Genomic DNA, 21,834 nt, shown 5'->3' on the forward strand with positions numbered 1-21,834 from the left:
GCCAGCCGAAACTCCCTATAATCGAACGATCGTTCATATCCAGGGCGCCACCGGCGCCCGTTCGTGGTCCAGGAGACGCCATGCCCGCCGCCAAACAATTGCCCCAGGTCCTGCAAAACCTGGCGCTGCCCGTGATTTCCTCGCCGATGTTCATCGTCAGCTACCCCGAGCTGGTGCTGGCGCAGTGCAAGGCCGGCATCGTCGGCTCCTTCCCCGCGCTGAACGCGCGCCCTGCCGAGATGCTGGGCGACTGGCTCACCCAGATGGAAGACGATCTCGCCGCCTTCCGCGCCGCCAACCCGGGCAAGCCGGTCGGGCCGATCGCCGTCAACCAGATCGTGCACACCTCCAATGTGCGCCTGGAGCACGACATCAAGGTGTGCGTGGACCACAAGGTGCCCATCTTCATCACCTCGCTGCGCGCGCCGCCCAAGGAGATGATCGACGCCGTGCACAGCTATGGCGGCATCGTGCTGCACGATGTGATCAGCATCCGCCACGCCGAGAAGGCTATCGAGGCCGGCGTGGACGGGCTGATCCTGGTGGCGGCTGGCGCCGGCGGCCATGCCGGCACGCTGTCGCCGTTCGCGCTGGTGGGCGAAGTGCGCAAGATCTTCGACGGCGTGATCGCACTGTCGGGCTCGATTGCTACCGGCGAATCCGTGCTGGCCGCGCAGGCCATGGGCGCGGACTTCGCTTACGTCGGCACCCGCTTCATTGCCTCGCAGGAAGCCCATGCCAGCGAGTCCTACAAGCAGTCGATCACCACTTCCGCCGCGGCCGACATCATCTACACCAACCTGTTTACCGGCGTGCACGGCAACTACATCCGCGAGAGCATCGAGGCCTCGGGGCTGGATCCCGCCAACCTGCCGCAGGCGGACAAGACCAAGATGGATTTTTCCAGCGGCGCCTCCAAGGCCAAGGCATGGAAGGACGTCTGGGGCGCCGGCCAGGGCGTGGGCCAGATCCACGACATCCCCACCGCTGGCGAAATCGTGGCGCGCATGAAGGCCGAGTACAACGACGCGCGCGCCCGCCTGGGGCTCGCGGTCTGAGCGCGTTGCCAGCCGCCCCACCCGCCGTGCGCAGCCGCAGGCAACGCGCGCTGCGCGGGCTGTGGGTGGCGCTTGGCGTGCTCAGCCTGCTGCTGGGCATCGTCGGCATCTTCCTGCCAGTGCTGCCGACCACGCCCTTCGTCTTGCTGGCCGCCGCGTGTTTCGCGCGTGGCTCGGAGCGTTTCCATGCGCGGCTGCTTGCGCATCCGCGCTTCGGCCCGCTGGTGCGTGACTGGCAGGCCCACCGCAGCATTCCCTTGCGCGCCAAGCAGTTGGCCATCAGCATGATGTGGCTGTCGATGGGCACCACCGCATGGCTGATGCGCGAGCGAGCGCTGGCTTCGCTGACGCTGGTCACCATCGCCGCGGCCGTCAGCGCGTGGCTGCTGTGGCTGCCGACGCGCCCCACCGGCGGCCATGCGGCACCGTCCCCGGGCCGCAACCGCGCTCAGTCGTAACGCCGCGCGTCCTCGATCACCTTGCCATCCTGCGGCAGCGAGCCCGCTGCCACGAAGCGCACCTCGCCGCGCAGGCGCATCACCTCGCGCAGCGATTCGCCAATGGCCTGCGCCAGTGCCGCATCGTCGCGCGCGGCGTCGCAATGCAGCGTCATCACGTCGGCACCCACGCTGCCCGTCACCACCAGGCGCGCGGCACGCACCTCGGGATGGCGCCGCACCACCTCGCCCACCTGTCCGGGATGCACGAACATGCCCTTGACCTTGGTGGTCTGGTCGGCGCGTCCCAGCCAGCCCTTGAGCCGCTGGTTGGTGCGCCCGCACGGGCTGGCGCGCTCGTTCGAACCGGCCACGAACGCCGACAGGTCCCCCGTGCCGAAGCGAATCAGCGGATAGTCGCCATTGCCCAGCACCGTGACCACCACCTCGCCGGTCTCGCCGTCAGGCATGGGCTGCGTGCCGCCCGGCTCGACGATCTCCACCAGCACGTTCTCGTCCAGCACCCAGCCGTCGCCGCCCTGGGTCTCGTAGGCGATCAGGCCCACGTCGGCGCTGCCGTACATCTGCTGCACGCGGATGCCGCGCTCGGTGAACCAGGCGCGCAGCGATGGCGGCAATGCCTCGCCAGACACCAGCGCCTTCGTCAGGCCCTGGCAGGGCAAGCCGAGCTCGTCGCCCTTCTCCAGCAGCAGCTTGAGAAAGGATGGCGTGCCCGCGTAGGCCGCCGGCTGCAGGCTCGCCATCGCCTGCACCTGCGATTCGGTCTGTCCCACGCCCGCCGGGAACACACAGCACCCCAGCCGATGGGCGCCGGTTTCCATCATCATGCCGGCCGGCGTGAAGTGGTAGGAGAAGGTGTTGTAGACGAGATCGCCCGAGCGGAAGCCCGCCGCGAACATGGCACGCGCGATCCGCCACCAGTCGGCGCCATGCCCGTCGGGTTCGTGGATCGGGCCGGGCGACTGGAAGATGTGGCGCAGGCCGCCGAGCGGCGTCGCATTCAGCCCGCCCAGCGGCGGCATGATCCTCTGCCGAGCCGTCAGCTCGGACTTGCGCGTCACTGGCAGCGCCGCCAGCGCGGCGCGCGAGTCCAGCGCGCGCGGATCCACGTCGCGCAGCACCTCCGCAAAATAAGGCGCATGCGCCTTGGCATGTGCAACCTGGCGCGACAATGCGTCCAGCAAGGCCAGCGTGCGGACGGCCGGGGCGCGCGTTTCAAGCGAATCGAAGTATTCAGGCATGGTGCGTAGTTCGCGTAGGTAGTCGCGTGATGAACCGTACTGTTTAAAGCCGGATGCGCATCGAGAAGGGCGAACAAGCCGTGGCGAGCGGCCCGTGGCGGATTGGCGGAGCGCTGGCGCGCACGGGTCGCGCAGCAGGCTTGTTCGCGCTGCTCAGGCGAGCCAGCGCTTGCGCCGGCGATAGCTCTTTACGTCACGGAAGGAGCTTCTCCCGCCGCCCTCTCCATCATTCGCGGCGACGCCCAGGTAGAACTCCTTCACATCCTCATTCGTGCGCAGCGCCTCGGCCGCGCCATCCATCACCACGCGGCCGTTCTCCAGGATGTAGCCGTAGTCCGCATAGCGCAGCGCCACCATGGTGTTCTGCTCGGCCAGCAGGAAGCTGACCCTCTCGCGCTGGTTCAGGTCGCGCACGATCTCGAAGATCTCCTCCACGATCTGTGGCGCCAGCCCCATCGATGGCTCATCGAGCAGGATCATGCTGGGCTTGGCCATCATGGCCCGGCCGATCGCGCACATCTGCTGCTCGCCGCCCGAGGTGTAGCCCGCCTGCGACTTGCGGCGCGTCTTCAGGCGTGGGAAGTAATCGTAGATGCGCTCCAGCGCATCGCGTGTTTCGCTGCGCGACAAGCCGCGCGTATAGGCGCCGGTCAGCAGGTTTTCCTCCAGCGTCAGGTGCGCGAAGCAATGCCGCCCCTCCATCACCTGGATCACCCCGCGCTTGACCAGCTCGTTGGGCGTAAGCCGGTCGACCCGGTTGCCGCGGTACTCGATCGAGCCCTTGGTGACATCGCCGCGCTCGGCATGCAGCAGGTTGGAGATGGCCTTGAGCGTGGTGGTCTTGCCCGCGCCGTTTGCGCCCAGCAGCGCCACGATCCGCCCCTCGGGCACGTCGAGGGAAACGCCCTTGAGCACCAGGATGACGTGGTCGTAGATGACTTCGATATTGTTGACGGACAACAGGCTCATGGTGCGGCTCGGTTGGTGGTTCCTGGCTGGCTTCATCTCCGCTCGCCCGCATGCGGGCGAGCGGAGTCGACAACAATCAACAAACGCCTTGCAGCGCCCGGATCAAGACTTCATGCACGCAGGCGAGATGCCCTTCTCTTTCGCGAACTGCGCGGCACTCGCCTTGAACAGCGGATGGATCAGGTTCTTGTTGCCTTCGATCCAGTCCGACACCACCACCCACTTGGTGCCATCCCACTGCTGGATCTTCACCTTGCCCGAGCCTTCGTGGTTGTCGCAGCTGGTCTTGATCTCCGGCAGCAAGCCCGTGGCGCCCAGCTGCTGCAGGCGCGCATTGTTCACGTTCAGGTTCTCGAATGCCCAGCGCATGTCTTCGCCGCTCATGACCTTGCCCTTGCCATACTTGGCCTGCGCCACGCGGATCGCTTCCACTGTCACCACGGCCGCGGATACGCCACGGTTGTAGAGCACCGAGCCAACCTTGTTGCGGTCCTGCATATTGCCCTTGCCGGCGCCGTAGACCACCTTGTCGATATCGGCGATCAGCGGCACGCCCTTGCCCGCCACGTTCCAGGTTGCGCTCATATAGCCCTTGGCGGCATCGCCGGCGGGCACGGTGTCTTCTTCCGAACCTGCCCACCACGAGCCAATCATCTTGTCGCGTGCGAAGCCCACCTTTTGCGCCGCCTTGAGCGCGGTCTGGTTCATCACGCCCCAGCCCCAGAAGATCACGTAGTCAGGATTCTCCTGGCGGATCTTCAGCCACTGCGCGCCCTGCTCGTTGCCGGGGTGCGCCACCGGGATCTCGACCAGGTTGAACTTGCCGAGCTTGGCTTCGGCTTCCAGCGCCACGATCGGCTCCTTGCCATAGGCGGAGTCGTGATACAGGTAGACGATCTTCTTGCCGGCCAGCGAGCCGCCGTTCTTGCCCGCCAGGAACTTGACGATGGCCGAGACTTGCATCTGGTAGGTGGTGACCAGCGGGAAGGCGTAGGGGAAGACCGAACCGTCGACCGCATCGGTGCGGCCATAGCCCATCATCACCAGCGGCACCTTGTCGGCCGCGGTCTTGTCCACCAGCGCGTAGGAGATGCCGGTCGACATGGTGTGGTACGCGGTGCCCTTGCTGACGGGGCTCTTGCCCTTGAGCCGCTCATAGCACTCCACGCCCTTGGCGTTGTTGTACTCCGTCTCGCACTCTTCCCACGACAGCTTGACGCCGTTCACGCCCCCGTCCTTGAGGTTGACGTAGTTCAGGTAGTCGACGAAGCCGCCATAAAAGGACTGTCCGTTGGCGCCATAGGGGCCGACGCGATAGCTGGGCAGCGCGACGAACTGCTCGCCGCTTTGTGCCTGCACCGCCAGCGGCGCCAGCAGCGCAGCCGACGCCCCCACCGCCAGGGCTATGCGCTGCAGATTGCGAATCAGGATGGTCATGACAGTCTCCTTCACCTTGGCAGGTGTGTTTGTTATGGAATACCCGTTTGTCTTGTTCCGAACCAAAAAACGTCAATGCGATGAGACTCAATGGGGGAATGGCCAGAGCCGCAGCTTCTCCTTCGCGATCTGCCACAGCCGTGCCAGGCCATGCGGCTCCACCACCAGGAAGAAGATGATCAGCCCGCCGAACACCATCAACTGGATATGCGACACGGCGGCGTTGGTAAAGGGCAGGTGCAGCAGCGCGGCCAGCGGCGGCAGCGCGATGTCCAGGAAGATCGGCAGCAGCAGGATGAAGGCCGCGCCCAGGAACGAGCCAAGGATGCTGCCCACGCCGCCGATGATGATCATGAACAGCACGCGGAAGGAAAGGTCGAGCGAGAAACCGTCCGGCTCGACCGAGCCCAGGTAGCAGAACGCATAGAGCGCGCCCGCCACGCCGCAGTAGAACGAGCTGACGGCAAAGGCCAGCAGCTTGGTGCGCATCAGCGCAATGCCGATCACCTCCGCCGCCACGTCCATGTCGCGCACCGACATCCAGGCGCGCCCGGTGGAGGAGCGCACCAGGTTCTTGGCCACGATGGCCAGCACCGTCACCAGCATCAGCACGAAGAGGTACTTCTTCACCGGTGTATCGATGGCGATGCCGAACAGGCTCAACTGCTGCGCGGTGATCACGCCCGATGAGCTGTTGTTGGAGAACCAGGGAAACTTGGTCAGCGCCCACACCACGAAGAACTGCGCTGCCAGCGTCGCCACCGCAAGGTAGAAGCCCTTGATGCGCAGCGACGGCAAGCCGAACGCCACGCCTACCATCGCCGCCGATAAGCCGGCGAGGATAAAGGTCAGCAGCACCGGCAGGCCCTCGATGCGCAGCTGGAAGTTGTAGGCCGCGTAAGCGCCCACCGCCATGAAGGCCGCGGTGCCAAGCGAGAGCTGCCCCGCGTAGCCCGTGAGGATATTGAGCCCGAGCGCGGCCAGCGCGAAGATCAGGAACGGGATCAGGATGGCCGAGAACCAGTACTCCGAACCCAGCAGCGGGATCGCCACGAAGGCCACCGCCATCAGCACCGCAAAGCCGATGCGGTCCTGGCGGATGGGGAAGATCTGGCTATCGGCAACGTAGGTGGTCTTGAACTGGCCGGATTCACGGTAGAACATGTTTTCTCTCCTGAGGCGCGGGCCGGTCAGACACGATCGATGTGTTTCTCACCGAACAGCCCCTCGGGCCGCACCAGCAGGAACAACAGCGCAAACACATAGGGGAACCAGCCTTCGATGCCACCGAAGTTGCCGCCGAACGCGGACTGGAACACGGGCGGGATATAGATCTCGGCCAGCTTCTCCGAAGCCCCGATGATCAGCCCGCCAACGATGGCGCCGGGCACCGAGGTAAAACCGCCCAGGATCAGCACCGGCAACGCCTTCAACGCGGTCAGCGTCAGCGCAAACTGCACGCCATTGCGCGAGCCCCACAGCATGCCCGCCACCAGCGCCACGAAGCCCGCCACGCCCCAGACAATGGCCCAGATATGCTGCAGCGGAATCCCCAGCGACAGCGCGGCCTGGTGATCGTCCGCCACCGCGCGCAATGCACGGCCCACCTTGGTGTACTGGAAGAACAGCGCCAGCGTGCCCACCAGGACGGCGGCGATACCCGCCGCCGCCAGGTCGAACTTGGATACCACGATATTGAAGCGCGTCAGGATGGCTTCGATGGGCTCGTCGACGATGCCGAGGTTGATCGGGCGCACTTCATTGCCGAACAACAGCGGCCCCAACCCCTCGAGAAAGAAGGACAGCCCGATGGTGGCCATGAACAGCGTGATGGGTGGCTGGTTCACCAGCTTGCGCAGCACCAGCCGTTCGGTGCTGATGCCGACCACCACCATCACGCCAAACGCGCCGATCACGGCCGCCCACATTGGCAGGCCCTTGTCCATCAGCCCCACCACCGCCAGCGCGGCAAAGTACACCATCGCGCCCTGCGCGAAGTTGAACACGCCCGATGCCTTGTAGATCAGCACGAACCCGAGCGCCACCAGCGAGTACATCAACCCCGACAATAAGCCGCCGATCAGGATTTCAAAGAAGAACGTCATGGTTGTCCTTGTCTTGCAACTGCATCAGTGACCAGCGCCCAGATAGGCGCGAATCACATCCGGGTTGGCCTTCACCGCTTCCGGCGTGCCGTCGCCGATCTTCTTGCCGTAGTCCAGCACCACCACACGGTCGGAGATGTCCATCACCACGCCCATGTCGTGCTCGATCAGCACGATGGTGGTACCGAACTGGTGGTTCACGTCCAGGATGAAGCGGCACATGTCCTGCTTCTCTTCCACGTTCATGCCGGCCATCGGCTCGTCGAGCAGCAGCATCGAAGGCTCAGCCGCCAGCGCACGTGCCAGCTCCACGCGCTTTTGCAAGCCGTAGGGCAGGCGCCCCACCGGCGTCTTGCGGATCGCCTGGATCTCGAGGAAATCGATCACCTCCTCGACCTTGCGCCGGTGCTGCATTTCCTCGTTGCGCGCCGGGCCCCACCACAGCGCATTGGCCAGCAGGCCGCTGCGGAACCTGGTGTTGCGCCCGGTCATGATGTTGTCGAGCACGGTCATGCCCTTGAACAGCGCGATATTCTGGAAAGTGCGCGCGATGCCCTGGCGCGCCGCGGCGGTGGGATGCATCTTGCGCCGTTCCTCGCCACGAAACACGATGCGCCCTTGCTGCGGGTGGTAGACCCCGTTGATCACGTTGAGCATCGAGCTCTTGCCCGCGCCGTTGGGGCCGATGATGGCGCGGATCTCATGCTCGCGCACGTCAAACGAGATATCGGTCAACGCCTTCACGCCGCCGAAGGCCAACGAAATATTCTGCAGGTCGAGTATCACGTCGCCGGCCTTGCGCACCTGCGCATGCTCCATCTGAACCCCGCCGAGCGCTTGTGCCGTTGCTGTTGCCCCTGCCCCCGCGGACGCGCCGCTCCACGCCGGCTGGCCATCGCCGCCGCGCCCCACGCCTTGCCATGCCATTTGCGTCATCCTCTCGCCCCTGCTCATGCTGCGCGCTTCGCACCGGCGGTGGCCGGGGGGAAGCGCTTTACATCGACCAGCTTCAACGTGGCCGAGACGCTGCCTTCACGCCCGTCCTCGAACTTCACGCGCGTCTCGATGAACTGCTCCGGCTTGCCGGCGTACAGCGCTTCGATCAGCGACGCGTATTTCTCGGCGATATAGCCACGACGCACCTTGCGCGTGCGGGTGAGCTCATCGTCGTCCGGATCGAGTTCCTTGTGCAGGATCAGGAAGCGCGAAACCTGCGAGCCAGCCAGCATGGCATCGGCGGCAAGGTCGGCATTCACCTGCTCGACGCACTCGCCGATCATGGCGATCACCTCTGGCTGCGCCGCCAGGTCGATGTAGCCCGCATAGGCCAGGTGGCGCCGCTCGGCCCAGTTGCCCACGGCATCGAAATCGATGTTGATGAACGCGCAGACGCTGTCGCGGCCGGTGCCGAACGCCACCGCTTCCTTGATATAGGGAAAGAACTTGAGCTTGTTCTCGATGTACTTGGGCGCGAACATGGCGCCGTCGGACAGCTTGCCCACGTCCTTCGCGCGATCGATGATCTTGAGGTGGCCATCGGCGTCGATCACGCCAGCATCGCCGGTCATGAAATAGCCTTGGTCGTTGATCGCCTCGCGGGTGGCATCCTCGCGCTTGTAGTAGGCCTTCAACAAGCCCACGCCACGCACCAGCACTTCGCCGTTCTCGGCAATGCGGATCTCCATGCCCGGCGCGGCGGGCCCGACCGAATCGAACTTGACCTTGCCGTCCGGCTGCAGGCAGACATAGGCGCAGGTTTCGGTCTGGCCGTAGAACTGCTTGAGGTTGACACCGATGGAGCGATAGAAGCGGAACAGGTCCGGGCCAATCGCCTCGCCCGCCGTGTAGCCCACGCGGATGCGGCTCATGCCGAGCACATTGCGCAGCGGCCCGAAGATCAGCGCCTCGCCGGCCGCGTAGCGCAGGCGGTCGGCCAGCGGCACCGGATTGCCATCGAGGATGTCGGTGCCGCAGCGGCGCGCCACGCCCATGGCCCAGTGAAAGAGCTTGCGCTTGATCCAGCCCGCATCTTCCATGCGGATCATCACCTGCGTGAGCAGGTTTTCATAGATGCGCGGTGGCGCGAAGTAATAGGTGGGACCGATCTCGCGCAGGTCGGTCATCACCGTCTCGCGCGACTCCGGGCAGTTCACGGTAAAGCCCGCCACCATGGCCTGCGCGTACGAGAACAGGTTGTCGCCCACCCATGCCATCGGCAGGTAGGACAGCACATCGTCCTTCGCGGTCAGGCCATCGAACGCGCAGCCGTTGCGCGCCGCGCCGATCAGGCCGCGATGCGAGTGGCACACACCCTTGGGCTTGCCGGTGGTGCCGGAGGTGTAGAGGATGATGGCGGTATCGTCAGGCTCGCCCGCGGCAACGGCCGCATCGAAGTAGCCGGGATTGGCGCGATCGAACTCGCGGCCGATCTCCTGCAGGCGCTGGTAAGACATCAACGCCGGATGATCGTAGTCGCACAGCCCGCGTGGGTCTTCATAGATGATGTGGCGCACCTTGCGGCCCTGCGCGGCAAGCTGCTCCTCCACCTCCAGCAGCTTGTCCACCTGCTCCTGGTCCTCCACGATGGCGAAGTCGATCTCGGCATCGTTCAGCACATAGATCATCTCGCCGGCAATGGCATCCTGGTAAAGCGGCACCGGCACGCCGCCCATGGACTGCGCCGCGCTCATGGCCCAGTACAGGCGCGGCCGGTTGTCGCCGACCACCGCCAGGTTCATGCCGCGGGCAAAGCCCAGCGCAGCCAGGCCGCACGCTAGCGCGCGCACCTCCTGCGCGGTCTGCGCCCAGCTATAGGTTTGCCAGATCCCGAGATCCTTCTCACGGTAAGCCGGGCTTTCCGGCCGCTGCTGCGCATGCGCAAGCAACAAGCGCGGGAAGGTCGTCGCCGACGGTTCCTGCATGGATATCTCCTGTCCCTCCGGCGCGGGGGTCCGCCACCGGTGCCAAGCCTGCTGCCGCTGGTTATACTTGGCCTGTTTTGCCCGGCGGTGTTTGTGCCGCGACGCAACAAGCCCGCCGCGCCTGTCCTGGCGCGCATTCGCGGTTCGTGGTGATCGTAAGATAGTCCATGCCATTTCCCCCGGTTGTCACGCCGATGACAATTCCGGGTTAATCCCTACGGGAAGGTTCCCAGGCCATGCTCAACGATTTCGTCGACCGCTGCGTGTGGGCAGCCGACCTCAGCGAAGAACAACGCGACATCGTCCGCCGCGCCATGTGCGTGCGCGAATATAGCCAGGGCGACTATGTCTGCCATAAAGGCGATATGGCGGAACACTGGCTGGGTGTGCTGGAAGGGATCGTCAAGATCACTACCGTATCGCCTTCCGGCAAGTCGGTCACATTCACCGGCGTGCCTACGGGAGGCTGGTTTGGCGAAGGTGCCGTGCTCAAGGGCGAAATCCGCAAGTATGACGTGATGGCGCTGCGGCGCTCGCGCATTGCGTTCCTGCCGCGCGAGACTTTTCAGTGGTTGCTGGATACCAGCTTGCCGTTCACGCGGTTCCTGCTGACGCAGTTCAATGAGCGGCTGGGACAGTTCATTGCCGCCGTGGAATACGAGCGGCTGCTCGATATCGATTCGCGTGTGGCGCGCGCCGTGTCGTCGCTGTTCAATGAGCACCTGTACCCTGGCCTGGGAACCACGCTGGAGATTTCGCAGGAAGAAATCGGACTGCTGGCGGGCATATCGCGGCAGCGGGCCAACCAGGCGCTGAAGGTGCTGGAGCAGCAGGGACTGGTGAAGGTCGACTATGGCGTGATCGAGGTATTGGACCTGGAAGGGCTGCGGCAGTACGGCGAGTAGGGCCGCCACGCCCCTCGCAGCTATCTTGCGGCATAGCCCGATGCGGCGTGGCGCGCAGTCAACGGAATACGCTGACCGCTTCCACCAGCCGGTTGGCCTGTTGTTTCAGGCTCTGTGCGGCGGCCGCGCTCTGCTCCACCAGCGCCGCGTTTTGCTGGGTGATGCGGTCGAGGTCGCCGATGGCATCGCCAACCTGGCTGATGCCCGCGCTCTGCTCGGACGTAGCCAGGCTGATCTCGGCGATCAGGTCGGAGACGCGCCGGACCTGGGCCACGATGTTATCCATGGTCTGGCCGGCGTCGTTGACCAGTTGCGCCCCCGAGTCGACCTTTTCCACGCTGGCGCCGATCAGCGCCTTGATCTCCTTGGCCGCGCTGGCGCTGCGCTGCGCGAGCCCGCGCACCTCGCCGGCCACCACCGCGAAGCCCCTGCCCTGTTCCCCGGCCCGCGCGGCTTCCACCGCGGCATTCAGCGCAAGGATATTGGTCTGGAAGGCGATGCCGTCGATCACGCTGATGATGTCGCCGATCCGCTTCGAGCTGCTGCTGATTTCCTCCATGGTCGCCACCACCTGCGACATCGCCTTGCCGCCCTTGGCCGCCTCGGTACTGGCGGAGCCGGACAACTCGTTTGCCTGCGCCGCGGTCTCGGCATTGCTCTTGACCGTGGCCGTCATCTGCGTCATCGACGACGCCGTATCCTGTACGTTGGATGCCGCCTGCTCGGTACGCACGCTCAGGTCGCTATTGCCCTGCGCGATCTCGCTGCTTGCGCCTTGCACGTTCAGCACCTGCTCGCTCACATCGTCGATCAGCCAGCGAAACATCAGGCCAAGCTGGCTGATCGTGCGCAGCGTCATGCCGATCTCGTCCACGCGGTCCAGATGCTCGACCTGCTGGCTTTCGCCGGACGCCACGCGCAGGGCCTGTGCCATGACCCGCTCCAATGGCCGCGAGATCTGCGCCTCCAGCCAGCCGGAGACCAACAGCAACATGGCGGCGACGATGCCGCCCAGGCCGGCCAGCGGCATCCCGCTCATGCCAAGCGCCGCGGCACCAATGACCGAGGCCGGCAGCAAGGTTGCCAGGGCGCCGCGGATGCGCCAGCGCACCGGCATGGTCTTGAAGGCCGACGCCCACCGCTTCCAGCCGCCCTGAATGATCAGACCCTTGTGAAAACGCCGTTGGCCCGCACTACCCTCGCGAAAGTCCTGGTAGAGCCGCCCGGCGGCGTCAATCTCCTCGCGCGAGGGCTTGGTGCGCACCGACATGTACCCCACCGGCTTGCCATTGCGCACTAGCGGCATGGCATTGGCGCGTACCCAGTAATGGTCGCCGTCCTTGCGCCGGTTCTTCACCAGCGCCGTCCAGGGCTCGCCGCTCTTGAGCGTGGCCCACATATCGGCGAAGGCCTCGGCCGGCATATCCGGGTGCCGCACGATATTGTGGGGCTGGCCCTGGATTTCCTCGCGTGTGAATCCACTGACATCGACGAAGGCCGCGTTGGCATAGGCAATGCGGCTCTCGGTGTCAGTGGTCGACATCAGCGTCGCATTCTCAGGCAGTTCGTATTCGCGCTGCGAGACGGGTTGGTTGTTGCGCATAAAGATTCCCCATCGGTTTTCCAAAGCACGCGCGGCGCACAGGCTGTGCCACGACTGCGGCGGCGCGTAGTGCATCTCAGCGTTTACGGATATGTCTATACAAAGCTTTAGCGATCAGGGATGAATAAGCCATTCATCTGGCTTTACCTTGATCGAGATTGATTTCACCTAGCATTTGTCGGATTTTTCGTCACCACAAGCTTGACAATATTTTTTAATACGATCGTGCTATTAAGAATAAATTGATATCGATTCTTATTTAAAAAACCCAGGCAGACAGCAAATAGCCAGGAGCTGCAAGAGGCAGTTTTCATTGATCGCGACAGGCTGGAGAACCCCGCAGGCCGGGGCGTTGCGCGAACGAAAAAAAGCTGGCGACGGATCGCTCCGTTGCCAGCATTCTTGGCTCCCCCCGCCTGTGAGGAAGGGGGACTTTCAGCCTTTTACTGCTTCAATGTCACTTGCTGTAGACGTACACACCGCGGCCGGTCTTGCGGCCGAGATAACCCGCCGCCACCATTTCGCGCATCAGCATGGCCGGACGGTATTTCGGGTCGGCAAATTCGGTGTACAGCACCTCCATCACCGCCAGCATCGTATCCAGGCCGATCATGTCAGCCAGCGCCAGCGGGCCGATCGGGTGGTTGCAACCCAGCTTCATGCCTTCGTCGATTTCTTCCGGCGACGCCAGGCCTTCGCCCAGTACGCAGAACGCCTCATTGATCATCGGGCAGAGAATCCGGTTGACCACGAAACCCGGATTGTTCTTCACGGTGATCGGGTACTTGCCGAGGTTCTTCGACAGTTCTTCCACCAGCGCGTGCGTGGCATCGCTGGTCTGCAGGCCGCGGATCAACTCCACCAGGGCCATCATCGGCACGGGGTTGAAGAAGTGCATGCCGATGAAATTGCCCGGGCGGCTGGTGACGGCGGCCAGCTTGGTGATCGAGATCGATGAGGTGTTGGACGCGACGATCACGTTGTCGCCGACGATGCTGTCGATCTGCTTGAGGATCTTGACCTTGAGGTCGAAGTTCTCGGTAGCGGCTTCGATCACGATATCGGCGGCCTTGAGCGCGTCATAGGACGTGGAGCCCTTGATGCGCGCGAGTGCGGCGTCCTTGTCGGCTTCGCTGATCTTGTCTTTCTTGATCAGGCGATCCAGGCTGCTGCCCACGGTGGCGATGCCCTTGTTCACCGCTGCGTCGCTGATGTCCACCATCACTACGTCCAGGCCCACCACGGCGCACGCTTGCGCGATGCCGTTGCCCATGGTGCCGGCGCCTACGATGCCCACTGTCCTGATTCCCATCTTGTCTTCCTTGTTGCTGGTTGCTTGATTCTGGCGTGGCGCGCTGCGGTCACGGCGCACCGATGTATCTGGTCAGGCTTCGCGCAGCGCGGCAATGATGCGCTCGGCGTGCTGGCTGAGGATTTCCGGATCCTGCATGTCGCTGCCGTGGCCGCGCAGGGTGCGCTCGGCGTAGCGCGGCACGATGTGGAAATGCACGTGCGGCACGGTCTGGCCCGCGGCGGCGCCGTTGAACTGGCCGATCGAGATGCCGTCCGGCGAGAAGGCGGCGCGCACCGCGCGGGCGACGCGCTTGGTGGTGCGGATGGCGGCTTCGGCGCCAGCATCGGAAAGGTCGAACAACTCGGCGGCGGGTTCCTTGGTCACCACCAGTACGTGGCCATCCGACTGCGGCATGATGTCCATGAAGGCCATGGTGTCGGCGTCTTCATACACCTTGTTGCAAGGCAATTCGCCACGCAGGATGCGGGCGAAGATATTGTTGGGATCGTACACGGTACTCCTGATTGGTCTTGGTCTTGATCTTCGCTGGCGCTCGCTGCCCGCAAGGCGACGCGGCTGGCGCAAACGCCAAGTTTAACGCAGGGGCCTCGCACGAGACAGCCCCTGGCGGACGGATCACATATTGCGGCGGTACTGGCCTCCTACCTCAAACAATGCATGCGTGACCTGCCCGAGCGAGCACACGCGCACCGCATCCATCAGCACCGCAAACACATTGTCGTTGTCGATCACAGCCTGGCGCAGCCGCTGCAGCATGGCCGGCGCCGCATCCGCATGACGGGCGTGGAAGTCCGCCAGCCGCGCAAGTTGTCCCTGCTTCTCCTCTTCGCTGGAACGCGCCAGTTCGAGCGATTGCGGCGTAGCGTCGCCATTGGGATTGCGAAACGTATTGACGCCGATGATGGGCAGCGTGCCGTCGTGCTTGCGCTGCTCGTAGTACAGCGACTCGTCCTGGATCTTGCCTCGCTGGTAGCCCGTCTCCATCGCGCCGAGCACACCGCCGCGCTCGGCGATGCGCTCGAACTCCTGCATCACCGCGTCTTCCACCAGGTCGGTCAGCTCATCGATCAGGAAGCTGCCCTGGTTGGGGTTCTCGCATTTGGCCACGCCCCACTCGCGGTTGATGATGAGCTGGATCGCCAGCGCGCGGCGCACCGACTCGCCGGTGGGCGTGGTGATGGCTTCGTCGTACGCGTTGGTGTGCAGCGAATTGCAGTTGTCGTAGATGGCGATCAGCGCCTGCAGCGTGGTGCGGATGTCGTTGAAGTCGATCTCCTGCGCGTGCAGCGAGCGCCCGGAAGTCTGGATGTGGTACTTGAGCTTCTGGCTGCGTTCATTGGCGCCGTACTTGTCGCGCAGCGTCACCGCCCAGATGCGGCGCGCCACGCGGCCCAGCACGCTGTATTCCGGGTCCATGCCGTTGGAGAAGAAGAACGACAGGTTGGGCGCGAAGTCATCGATATGCATGCCGCGCGCCAGGTACGCCTCCACATAGGTGAAGCCGTTGGACAGCGTGAACGCCAGTTGCGAGATCGGGTTCGCTCCCGCCTCCGCGATGTGATAGCCGGAAATCGACACCGAGTAGAAATTGCGCACCTGGTGATGGACGAAGTACGCCTGGATATCGCCCATCACCTTGAGCGAGAACTCGGTCGAGAAAATGCAGGTGTTCTGGCCCTGGTCTTCCTTGAGGATGTCGGCCTGCACCGTGCCGCGCACGTTCTGCAGCACCCACGCGCGGATCTTGGCTTCCTCGTCGGCGGTGGGCTCGCGGCTGTTGTCGGCGCGGAATTTGTCGAGCTGCTGGTCGATGGCGGTGTTCATGAACATCGCCAGGATGGTGGGCGCGGGCCCGTTGATGGTCATCGACACCGAGGTCGACGGGCTGGTGAGGTCGAAGCCGTCGTACAGCACCTTCATGTCGTCGAGCGTGGCGATCGACACGCCCGAGTTGCCGACCTTGCCGTAGATGTCCGGGCGGGTATGCGGATCCTCGCCGTACAGCGTGACAGAATCGAAGGCGGTGGACAGGCGCTTGGCATCCAGGCCCTCGGAGACCAGCTTGAAGCGCCGGTTGGTGCGAAAGGCATCGCCCTCGCCGGCAAACATGCGGGTGGGGTCTTCGTTCTCGCGCTTGAAGGCGAACACACCGGCGGTGTAGGGGAAGCTGCCAGGCACGTTCTCGCGCAGCAGCCACTTGAGCACTTCGCCATCGTCCTCGAAGCGCGGCAGCACCACCTTGCGCACCGTGGTGCCGGACAAGGTCGTGGTGGTGAGCGCGGTACGGATTTCCTTGTCGCGGATCTTCACCACGTATTCGTCGCCGCTGTAGGCCTTGCGCATCTCCGGCCACATCGCCAGCAGCTTGCGCTCCTGCGCGCCGAGCGCGGCGTCGCGCTCGGTGGCGAGAGCCTGCAGCGCTTCGCCCTGGCCCTCTTGACCGGAGGCCGCCAGCAGCATGCGGCGCGCCTCGCGCAGTTGCTGGCGCTCGCGCGCCAGCCGGCTCTGCGCGTCCACGCGGCGATGATAAGCGCGCACCGTGTCGGCGATCTCGGCCAGATAGCGGTTGCGCGCCGGCGGGACGATCACGTTCTGGCCGGTGGAGACACGTCCGCTCAACTGCGGCAGCACACCGGCCGGCGCACGCATGCCGCGCGCGCACAGCGCTTCGCGCAGGCCCTGGTAGAGCATGGTCACGCCGTCGTCGTTAAAGCGCGACGCCTGGGTGCCGTACACCGGCATCTCCTCGGGCTTGGCATGCCACTGCTCGCGGTTGCGCTGCACCTGCTTGGCCACGTCGCGCCACGCGTCCTGCGCGCCCTTGCGGTCGAACTTGTTGATGGCGACAAAATCCGCGAAGTCCAGCATGTCGATCTTCTCGAGCTGGCTGGCCGCGCCAAACTCCGGGGTCATCACGTAGAGCGACAGGTCCACGTGCGCAACGATGGCCGCGTCTCCCTGCCCGATGCCCGAGGTCTCGACGATGATCAGGTCGAAGCCGGCCACCTTGCAGGCCGCCAGCACATCGGGCAGCGCCCGCGAGATCTCCGAGCCGGCCTCGCGCGTGGCCATCGAGCGCATGAAGATGTGCGGATGGTTGATCGCGTTCATGCGGATGCGGTCGCCCAGCAGCGCGCCGCCGGACTTGCGGCGCGACGGGTCGATCGAGATCACCGCGATGGATAGTGCATCGCGCTGGTCCAGCCGGATGCGGCGGATCAGCTCATCGGTCAGCGAGGATTTGCCCGCGCCGCCCGTGCCGGTGATGCCGAGCACGGGTGTCTTCACCTTGGCCGCCTCGGCGCGCAGGGCGTCGGCCAGCGCGGGATCCGCCTTGCCGTTTTCCAGTGCCGTGATCAGCTGCGCGAGCGCGCGGCGGTCGCCGCCTTTCATCGCATCGAGCGTGGTGGGGGCATAGCGCGCCAGGTCGATATCGCAGCGCTGCACCATGTCGGCGATCATGCCCTCCAGGCCCAGGCGCTGGCCGTCCTCCGGGCTGAAGATCCGTGCCACGCCGTAGGCTTGCAACTCGCGGATCTCGTCCGCCACGATCACGCCGCCGCCGCCGCCGAACAACTGGATGTGCTCGCCGCCACGCTGGCGCAGCAGGTCCACCATGTACTTGAAATACTCGACGTGGCCGCCCTGGTAACTGGAGATGGCGATGCCCTGCACGTCTTCCTGCAAGGCCGCGCTGACCACCTCTTCCACTGAGCGGTTGTGCCCCAGATGGATCACCTCGCAGCCCGAGGACTGCAGGATGCGCCGCATGATGTTGATGGAAGCGTCGTGGCCGTCGAACAGCGAGGCCGCGGTGACAAAGCGCACCTTGTTGACGGGCCCTTTCGGTCCCTGCGCGTGATGGGGAGCACCCGGTTGAGCGCCGGGTTGAGCGCCGGGTTGAGCGCCCTTCTGCACATCGGAAAGATCGGTCATTGTCTCCACCATGTTCGGTGTTCTGGCTGGTCGCATGACGTCCATGGCTGCCGCTCTGGAGGCGGCTCGGATCTGACACGCGAGCGGTCTGGCTGGTGCCGGCGCAACGGCTTGATTATATGACGTTTACGTTAACGGCAATCAATCCACGGCGGCGCCGAATACCGCGCGGCGCGGCCAGCCATATGAACATCCTCGCATAGTTGGCGCGACGATGTGGAGGGAGGGAGCGAGGCATCGGGGGAGTTCGATGCCGGCAAACGGCATTCTGGGGAGCGCGCTACCAGACACTTGGCCAGGCTTCCACCAATACGGATGGGAGCGGGATGACCGGACACACGCTGCGCGCGGTCCGCGCCGAGATCCTCTCAGAGGCCCGGTTCCGGGCACTGGCCGGCACCGGAGCCACGGCGCTCGCCAAAGCGGCGCTTCAGCGCACTCGCCAGCCCGCCCAGCCAGCGCCACGACGACGGGGCCGGCGTCTCGGCCAGCGTGAAGCGCGCGCCCTCGCTTTCGCCCGACAACCATACCCGAGCGCCGGCAGGCAGCGCAAAGACGGCTCCCGGCAGCAGCCAGATGTCCGCGTGGTGGCCTTCCACCGTGAGCCAAAGGCGGCCTTCGACCGCCTTCACGCGCTGGCCTTCGCGGGCGCGCCAGCTCACCGGCTGGCCCAGTTCATCGAATTCGAAGATCCTTAGTTCGCGCATTTCATCACTCCTGTTCTGCATGGCGGCCATGTCTCTCGTGCCCACCGGCCCAGCCAGTGCCGGCACTTCCGCCGCATGCCTTCCATTATTCACAGCGCAAACTACAATCCCATGAACAGTTGCGAACAGTTTGACATGAACTGTTCAGTAGTTTTTCCTGACACTTTCCCCTGCACCCTGCCGATGAAGCTGACCCTCGTTCCCGCCACCGGCGTGCCCCTGACCGACCAGATCGTCAACGAGGTCAAGACCTGGATCAGCGCGCGCGAGGTGCGCCCGGGCGCGCGCCTGCCGTCGATCCGGCAGCTCGCGGCGGAGCATGGCATCAGCCGTTTCCCGGTGATCGAGGCTTATGACCGGCTGGTATCGCAGGGCCTGCTCGATTCCCGCCACGGGTCGGGCTTCTTCGTCGCCGACAGCCCGCTGCTGGCGCGCGGCGCCAATGGCTGGTCGGACCCGCGTCTGGCAGAGGATTTGTCAGGCCATATCCTGGAGCAGTTCAACCATCCCAGCGCCACGCTCAAGCTGGCGGGCGGCTTCGTGCCCGAGAGCTGGCGCGACGTGGAAGGGCTGACCCAGGCCATCCGCCAGGTCTCGCGCAACGACATCAACAGCGTGATCCACTACGCCACGCCGATGGGCAGCCCGGAGCTGCGCCAGCACGTGCTGACCCGCGTGCGGCAGCTCGGCATCGCGGCGGAGCTGCCGCAGGTGCTGATCACCACGGGCGCCAGCCAGGCGCTGGACCTGGTGGTGCGCCGCCTGCTCAAGCCAGGCGATACGGTGTTCGTGGAGGATCCTGGCTACTACAACCTGTTCGGCCTGCTGCGCCTGCACGGGGTGCGGCTGGTGGGGGTGCCGCAAACCCGCAACGGCCCGGACCCGGACGCCGCCGAAGCGCTGCTGCGCGAGCACAAGCCCAAGCTGTTCTTCACCAACAGCGTGCTGCAGAACCCGACCGGCTCGACCCTCTCGCCGCCGGTGGCGTTCCGCCTGCTGGAGCTGGCGCGCCGGCACGGCTTCCGTTTTGTCGAGGACGATATCTTCTCGGACTTCCAGACCAACTACACCGACCGGCTGGCCACGCTGGACCAGCTTGAGCACGTGATCTACATCGGCGGCTTTTCCAAGACGGTGTCGGCCTCGCTGCGCGTCGGCTACCTGGTGGCCGACAAGGCGCTGGTGAAGGACCTGGTGGATGTGAAGGTGCTAACCAGCGTAGCGGGCTCGCATTTCGCGGAGAGCGTGACGGCGGCACTGCTGGAGCGCGGCGCCTACCGCAAATACATGGAGCGGCTGCGGCTGCGGGTGCGCCAGGCCACCGCGCGCGCGGTGCAGCACCTGGGCGACGCCGGCTGGGAAGTGTATTGCGAACCGGCGGGCGGCAACTTCCTGTGGGCTCGTACGCGCGGGATCGAGGATTCGCGCGAGCTGGTGACCTTGGCCGAGCAGCATGGGGTGACACTGGCGCCCGGCAATTACTTCCGGCCGGGCGGCGAGGGCTCGGCCTGGATCCGCATCAACTCCGCCTTTGTCGAGGAGCCGCGCGCGCTGGCCTTCCTGCAGGAAGCCGGAGCGCGCGAACGGTAAGCGAAGGCGGCGTCAAGCGCCGCCGTGCAGCACCGCGTTGCGGCGCGCGTAGAGGAAGTAGATCGCTAGGCCAAGCGCCAGCCACGCCAGGAATGCCACCCAAGTCAGCGCCTGCAGGTGGGCCATCAGGAACAGGCAAAAGCCCACCGACAGCAGCGGCACCACTGGCACACCAGGGCAGCGGAAAGCGCGCGGCAGATCCGGCCGCGTCTTGCGCAGCACCAGCACCGCCACCGAGATCAGCGTGAAGGCGGACAGCGTGCCGATATTGATCAGCTCCGCCAGCACATTGAGCGGCACGAAAGCCGCAATGAAGGCAAACACGATGCCCACCGTCCACGTGGCGAAGAACGGCGTGGCATGCACCGGGTGCACCTTCGACAGCCGCTCCGGCAGCAGCCCGTCGCGCGACATGGCAAAGATGATGCGGGTCTGGCCGAAGGTCATCACCAGGATCACCGTGGTCATGCCCAGGATGGCGCCGAGATCGACGAATCCCGCCACCCAGTTCTCGCCCGCGTACTGCAGCGCCAGCGATACCGGATGATCGATGCCCGCGAACTTGGCGAAGGGCACGATGCCGGTCATGATGGCCGCCACCGTCACGTACAGCACGGTGCAGACCGCCAGCGAGCCGATGATGCCGATCGGCAGGTCGCGGCGCGGGTTGCGCACTTCCTCGGCGGCCGATGTCACCGCGTCGAAGCCGATAAAAGCGAAGAACACCAGCGCGGCCGCATTGAAGACGCCTTCCAGCCCAAACGGCGCGAACGGATGCCAGTTGGCCGGCTTGACGTGCCACACACCCACCCCGATAAAGAGCAGCACCACCGCAATCTTGATGGCCACCATCACGTTGTTCAAGCGCGCCGACTCGCGCACGCCGTAGGACACGACCCAGGTGATCAGCAGCATGATCACGGCAGCCGGCAGGTTGAACAGTGTCTGCACGCCCGGCACGGCACCGGGTGCGGCGGTGAGCATGACCGGCAGGTGAATACCGAAGCCCGCCATCAGCGACTGGAAATAGCCCGACCAGCCCACCGACACCGCCGAGGTCGCAAGACCATACTCAAGCAGCAGATCCCAGCCGATCATCCACGCCACGATCTCGCCGAGCGTGGCGTAGCTATAGGTGTAGATAGAGCCGGAGACGGGGATCGCGGACGCGAACTCGGCGTAGCAGAGCGCGGCAAACCCGCAGGCGAGCGCGGCGATCACGAAGGAGACGGTCAGCGCCGGGCCGGCCGTGAGCGCGCCGGTGCCCGTCAGCACGAAGATGCCGGTGCCGATGATGGCGCCGATGCCCATCAGGATCAGGTCGACGGGACCGAGCACCTTTTTCAGTCCATCATCGCGGGCGGCGGCCAGCATGGCCTCGATGTTCTTGGTGCGGAACAGACTCATCGGTGGGTACTCCTGGCGCGCTGGGCGGCTTTGAAAAGCGGCGTATTTTAGCGTGATGGGGTGGGCGGATTCGTCACTTTTGGGTTGATTGGTGTTTCTTTGATCGGCGTTGGCATCTTGCACCCAAGGGCCGTACGACATCCCCCTGCGGGGGCTGCCGGTCACTCTTCTTTGCGTCGGCA

At 65.0% G+C, this 21,834-nt stretch carries 17 protein-coding genes; 4 read left to right on the top strand and 13 right to left on the bottom strand.

The genetic code is table 11. The annotated features are described in order from the left end of the window. Positions 1–80: 80 nt before the first annotated feature. A complete protein-coding gene (locus tag AC1Q7Q_RS15685; RefSeq protein ID WP_183032018.1) occupies positions 81–1,058 on the top strand; it encodes an NAD(P)H-dependent flavin oxidoreductase in 978 nt (325 codons plus the stop codon). 5 nt (positions 1,059–1,063) lie between these two features. Then, positions 1,064–1,516 carry a YbaN family protein gene (locus tag AC1Q7Q_RS15690; RefSeq protein WP_492375601.1) on the top strand — a complete coding sequence of 151 codons (453 nt, stop codon included), beginning with the start codon at positions 1,064–1,066 and terminating at the stop codon, positions 1,514–1,516. Here the strand turns inward: AC1Q7Q_RS15690 and AC1Q7Q_RS15695 are convergent. From AC1Q7Q_RS15695 to AC1Q7Q_RS15725, 7 genes are all read right to left on the bottom strand, one after another. Next, positions 1,507–2,757, bottom strand: a complete 1,251-nt coding sequence (locus tag AC1Q7Q_RS15695) for a phenylacetate--CoA ligase family protein (protein WP_492375600.1) — start codon at positions 2,755–2,757, stop codon at positions 1,507–1,509. The genes AC1Q7Q_RS15690 and AC1Q7Q_RS15695 overlap by 10 nt on opposite strands. A gap of 153 nt (positions 2,758–2,910) precedes the next feature. Next, positions 2,911–3,726: an ABC transporter ATP-binding protein gene (locus AC1Q7Q_RS15700; RefSeq protein WP_492375605.1), complete on the bottom strand. Its 816-nt coding sequence runs from the start codon at positions 3,724–3,726 to the stop codon at positions 2,911–2,913. A gap of 102 nt (positions 3,727–3,828) precedes the next feature. Beyond that, positions 3,829–5,163, bottom strand: coding sequence for an ABC transporter substrate-binding protein (locus AC1Q7Q_RS15705; RefSeq protein ID WP_253929709.1), 1,335 nt, complete (start codon positions 5,161–5,163; stop codon positions 3,829–3,831). 87 nt (positions 5,164–5,250) lie between these two features. Then, a complete protein-coding gene (locus tag AC1Q7Q_RS15710) occupies positions 5,251–6,327 on the bottom strand; it encodes a branched-chain amino acid ABC transporter permease (protein ID WP_492375599.1) in 1,077 nt (358 codons plus the stop codon). A gap of 26 nt (positions 6,328–6,353) precedes the next feature. Then, a complete protein-coding gene (locus AC1Q7Q_RS15715) occupies positions 6,354–7,268 on the bottom strand; it encodes a branched-chain amino acid ABC transporter permease (protein ID WP_150989598.1) in 915 nt (304 codons plus the stop codon). Positions 7,269–7,292: 24 nt separating this feature from the next. Continuing rightward, entirely contained in the window at positions 7,293–8,204 is a 912-nt protein-coding gene (locus AC1Q7Q_RS15720; protein ID WP_150989595.1) for an ABC transporter ATP-binding protein, read from the bottom strand. Between the two features lie 14 nt (positions 8,205–8,218). Next, positions 8,219–10,189 carry an AMP-dependent synthetase/ligase gene (locus AC1Q7Q_RS15725; RefSeq protein ID WP_492375598.1) on the bottom strand — a complete coding sequence of 657 codons (1,971 nt, stop codon included), beginning with the start codon at positions 10,187–10,189 and terminating at the stop codon, positions 8,219–8,221. 236 nt (positions 10,190–10,425) lie between these two features. On the opposite strand from AC1Q7Q_RS15725, the gene AC1Q7Q_RS15730 reads away from it, so the two are divergent. Further along, on the top strand, positions 10,426–11,094 hold the full coding sequence (locus AC1Q7Q_RS15730; protein ID WP_492375597.1) for a Crp/Fnr family transcriptional regulator: 669 nt from the start codon (positions 10,426–10,428) through the stop codon (positions 11,092–11,094). 58 nt (positions 11,095–11,152) lie between these two features. Here AC1Q7Q_RS15730 and AC1Q7Q_RS15735 read toward each other — a convergent pair whose 3' ends face one another. From AC1Q7Q_RS15735 to AC1Q7Q_RS15755, 5 genes are all read right to left on the bottom strand, one after another. Further along, positions 11,153–12,697 (bottom strand): methyl-accepting chemotaxis protein, encoded by a 1,545-nt coding sequence (locus tag AC1Q7Q_RS15735; RefSeq protein ID WP_492375596.1) that lies wholly within the window; start codon positions 12,695–12,697, stop codon positions 11,153–11,155. Positions 12,698–13,154: 457 nt separating this feature from the next. Continuing rightward, entirely contained in the window at positions 13,155–14,009 is an 855-nt protein-coding gene (locus AC1Q7Q_RS15740) for a 3-hydroxybutyryl-CoA dehydrogenase (protein ID WP_150989583.1), read from the bottom strand. Between the two features lie 72 nt (positions 14,010–14,081). Then, positions 14,082–14,516, bottom strand: a complete 435-nt coding sequence (locus tag AC1Q7Q_RS15745; protein WP_416050427.1) for an HIT family protein — start codon at positions 14,514–14,516, stop codon at positions 14,082–14,084. A gap of 111 nt (positions 14,517–14,627) precedes the next feature. Then, the gene (gene icmF, locus AC1Q7Q_RS15750; RefSeq protein ID WP_492375595.1) at positions 14,628–17,948 is read right to left on the bottom strand and encodes a fused isobutyryl-CoA mutase/GTPase IcmF; all 3,321 of its coding nucleotides are present in this window, start codon (positions 17,946–17,948) and stop codon (positions 14,628–14,630) included. Between the two features lie 368 nt (positions 17,949–18,316). Then, positions 18,317–18,655 carry a DUF2917 domain-containing protein gene (locus AC1Q7Q_RS15755; protein WP_441632199.1) on the bottom strand — a complete coding sequence of 113 codons (339 nt, stop codon included), beginning with the start codon at positions 18,653–18,655 and terminating at the stop codon, positions 18,317–18,319. Positions 18,656–18,838: 183 nt separating this feature from the next. Here AC1Q7Q_RS15755 and AC1Q7Q_RS15760 point away from each other — a divergent pair, with 183 nt between their 5' ends. Continuing rightward, positions 18,839–20,245: an aminotransferase-like domain-containing protein gene (locus tag AC1Q7Q_RS15760; protein ID WP_309405371.1), complete on the top strand. Its 1,407-nt coding sequence runs from the start codon at positions 18,839–18,841 to the stop codon at positions 20,243–20,245. Positions 20,246–20,257: 12 nt separating this feature from the next. Here the strand turns inward: AC1Q7Q_RS15760 and bcaP are convergent, their stop codons facing one another. Continuing rightward, positions 20,258–21,652, bottom strand: a complete 1,395-nt coding sequence (gene bcaP, locus AC1Q7Q_RS15765) for a branched-chain amino acid transporter BcaP (protein ID WP_492375594.1) — start codon at positions 21,650–21,652, stop codon at positions 20,258–20,260. Positions 21,653–21,834: the final 182 nt, after the last annotated feature.

The organism is Cupriavidus sp. GW823-FHT07A04 (assembly GCF_058794615.1).

What these genes read in the sequence shown, in the direction of transcription:
- AC1Q7Q_RS15700 (WP_492375605.1), bottom strand. Translation starts at nt 3,726, where the DNA reads ATGAGCCTGTTGTCCGTCAACAATATCGAAGTCATCTACGACCACGTC.
- AC1Q7Q_RS15695 (WP_492375600.1), bottom strand. Translation starts at nt 2,757, where the DNA reads ATGCCTGAATACTTCGATTCGCTTGAAACGCGCGCCCCGGCCGTCCGC.
- AC1Q7Q_RS15755 (WP_441632199.1), bottom strand. Translation starts at nt 18,655, where the DNA reads ATGCGCGAACTAAGGATCTTCGAATTCGATGAACTGGGCCAGCCGGTG.
- AC1Q7Q_RS15730 (WP_492375597.1), top strand. Translation starts at nt 10,426, where the DNA reads ATGCTCAACGATTTCGTCGACCGCTGCGTGTGGGCAGCCGACCTCAGC.
- AC1Q7Q_RS15735 (WP_492375596.1), bottom strand. Translation starts at nt 12,697, where the DNA reads ATGCGCAACAACCAACCCGTCTCGCAGCGCGAATACGAACTGCCTGAG.
- AC1Q7Q_RS15710 (WP_492375599.1), bottom strand. Translation starts at nt 6,327, where the DNA reads ATGTTCTACCGTGAATCCGGCCAGTTCAAGACCACCTACGTTGCCGAT.
- AC1Q7Q_RS15685 (WP_183032018.1), top strand. Translation starts at nt 81, where the DNA reads ATGCCCGCCGCCAAACAATTGCCCCAGGTCCTGCAAAACCTGGCGCTG.
- AC1Q7Q_RS15705 (WP_253929709.1), bottom strand. Translation starts at nt 5,163, where the DNA reads ATGACCATCCTGATTCGCAATCTGCAGCGCATAGCCCTGGCGGTGGGG.
- icmF (WP_492375595.1), bottom strand. Translation starts at nt 17,948, where the DNA reads ATGACCGATCTTTCCGATGTGCAGAAGGGCGCTCAACCCGGCGCTCAA.
- AC1Q7Q_RS15725 (WP_492375598.1), bottom strand. Translation starts at nt 10,189, where the DNA reads ATGCAGGAACCGTCGGCGACGACCTTCCCGCGCTTGTTGCTTGCGCAT.
- bcaP (WP_492375594.1), bottom strand. Translation starts at nt 21,652, where the DNA reads ATGAGTCTGTTCCGCACCAAGAACATCGAGGCCATGCTGGCCGCCGCC.
- AC1Q7Q_RS15715 (WP_150989598.1), bottom strand. Translation starts at nt 7,268, where the DNA reads ATGACGTTCTTCTTTGAAATCCTGATCGGCGGCTTATTGTCGGGGTTG.
- AC1Q7Q_RS15740 (WP_150989583.1), bottom strand. Translation starts at nt 14,009, where the DNA reads ATGGGAATCAGGACAGTGGGCATCGTAGGCGCCGGCACCATGGGCAAC.
- AC1Q7Q_RS15760 (WP_309405371.1), top strand. Translation starts at nt 18,839, where the DNA reads ATGAAGCTGACCCTCGTTCCCGCCACCGGCGTGCCCCTGACCGACCAG.
- AC1Q7Q_RS15720 (WP_150989595.1), bottom strand. Translation starts at nt 8,204, where the DNA reads ATGACGCAAATGGCATGGCAAGGCGTGGGGCGCGGCGGCGATGGCCAG.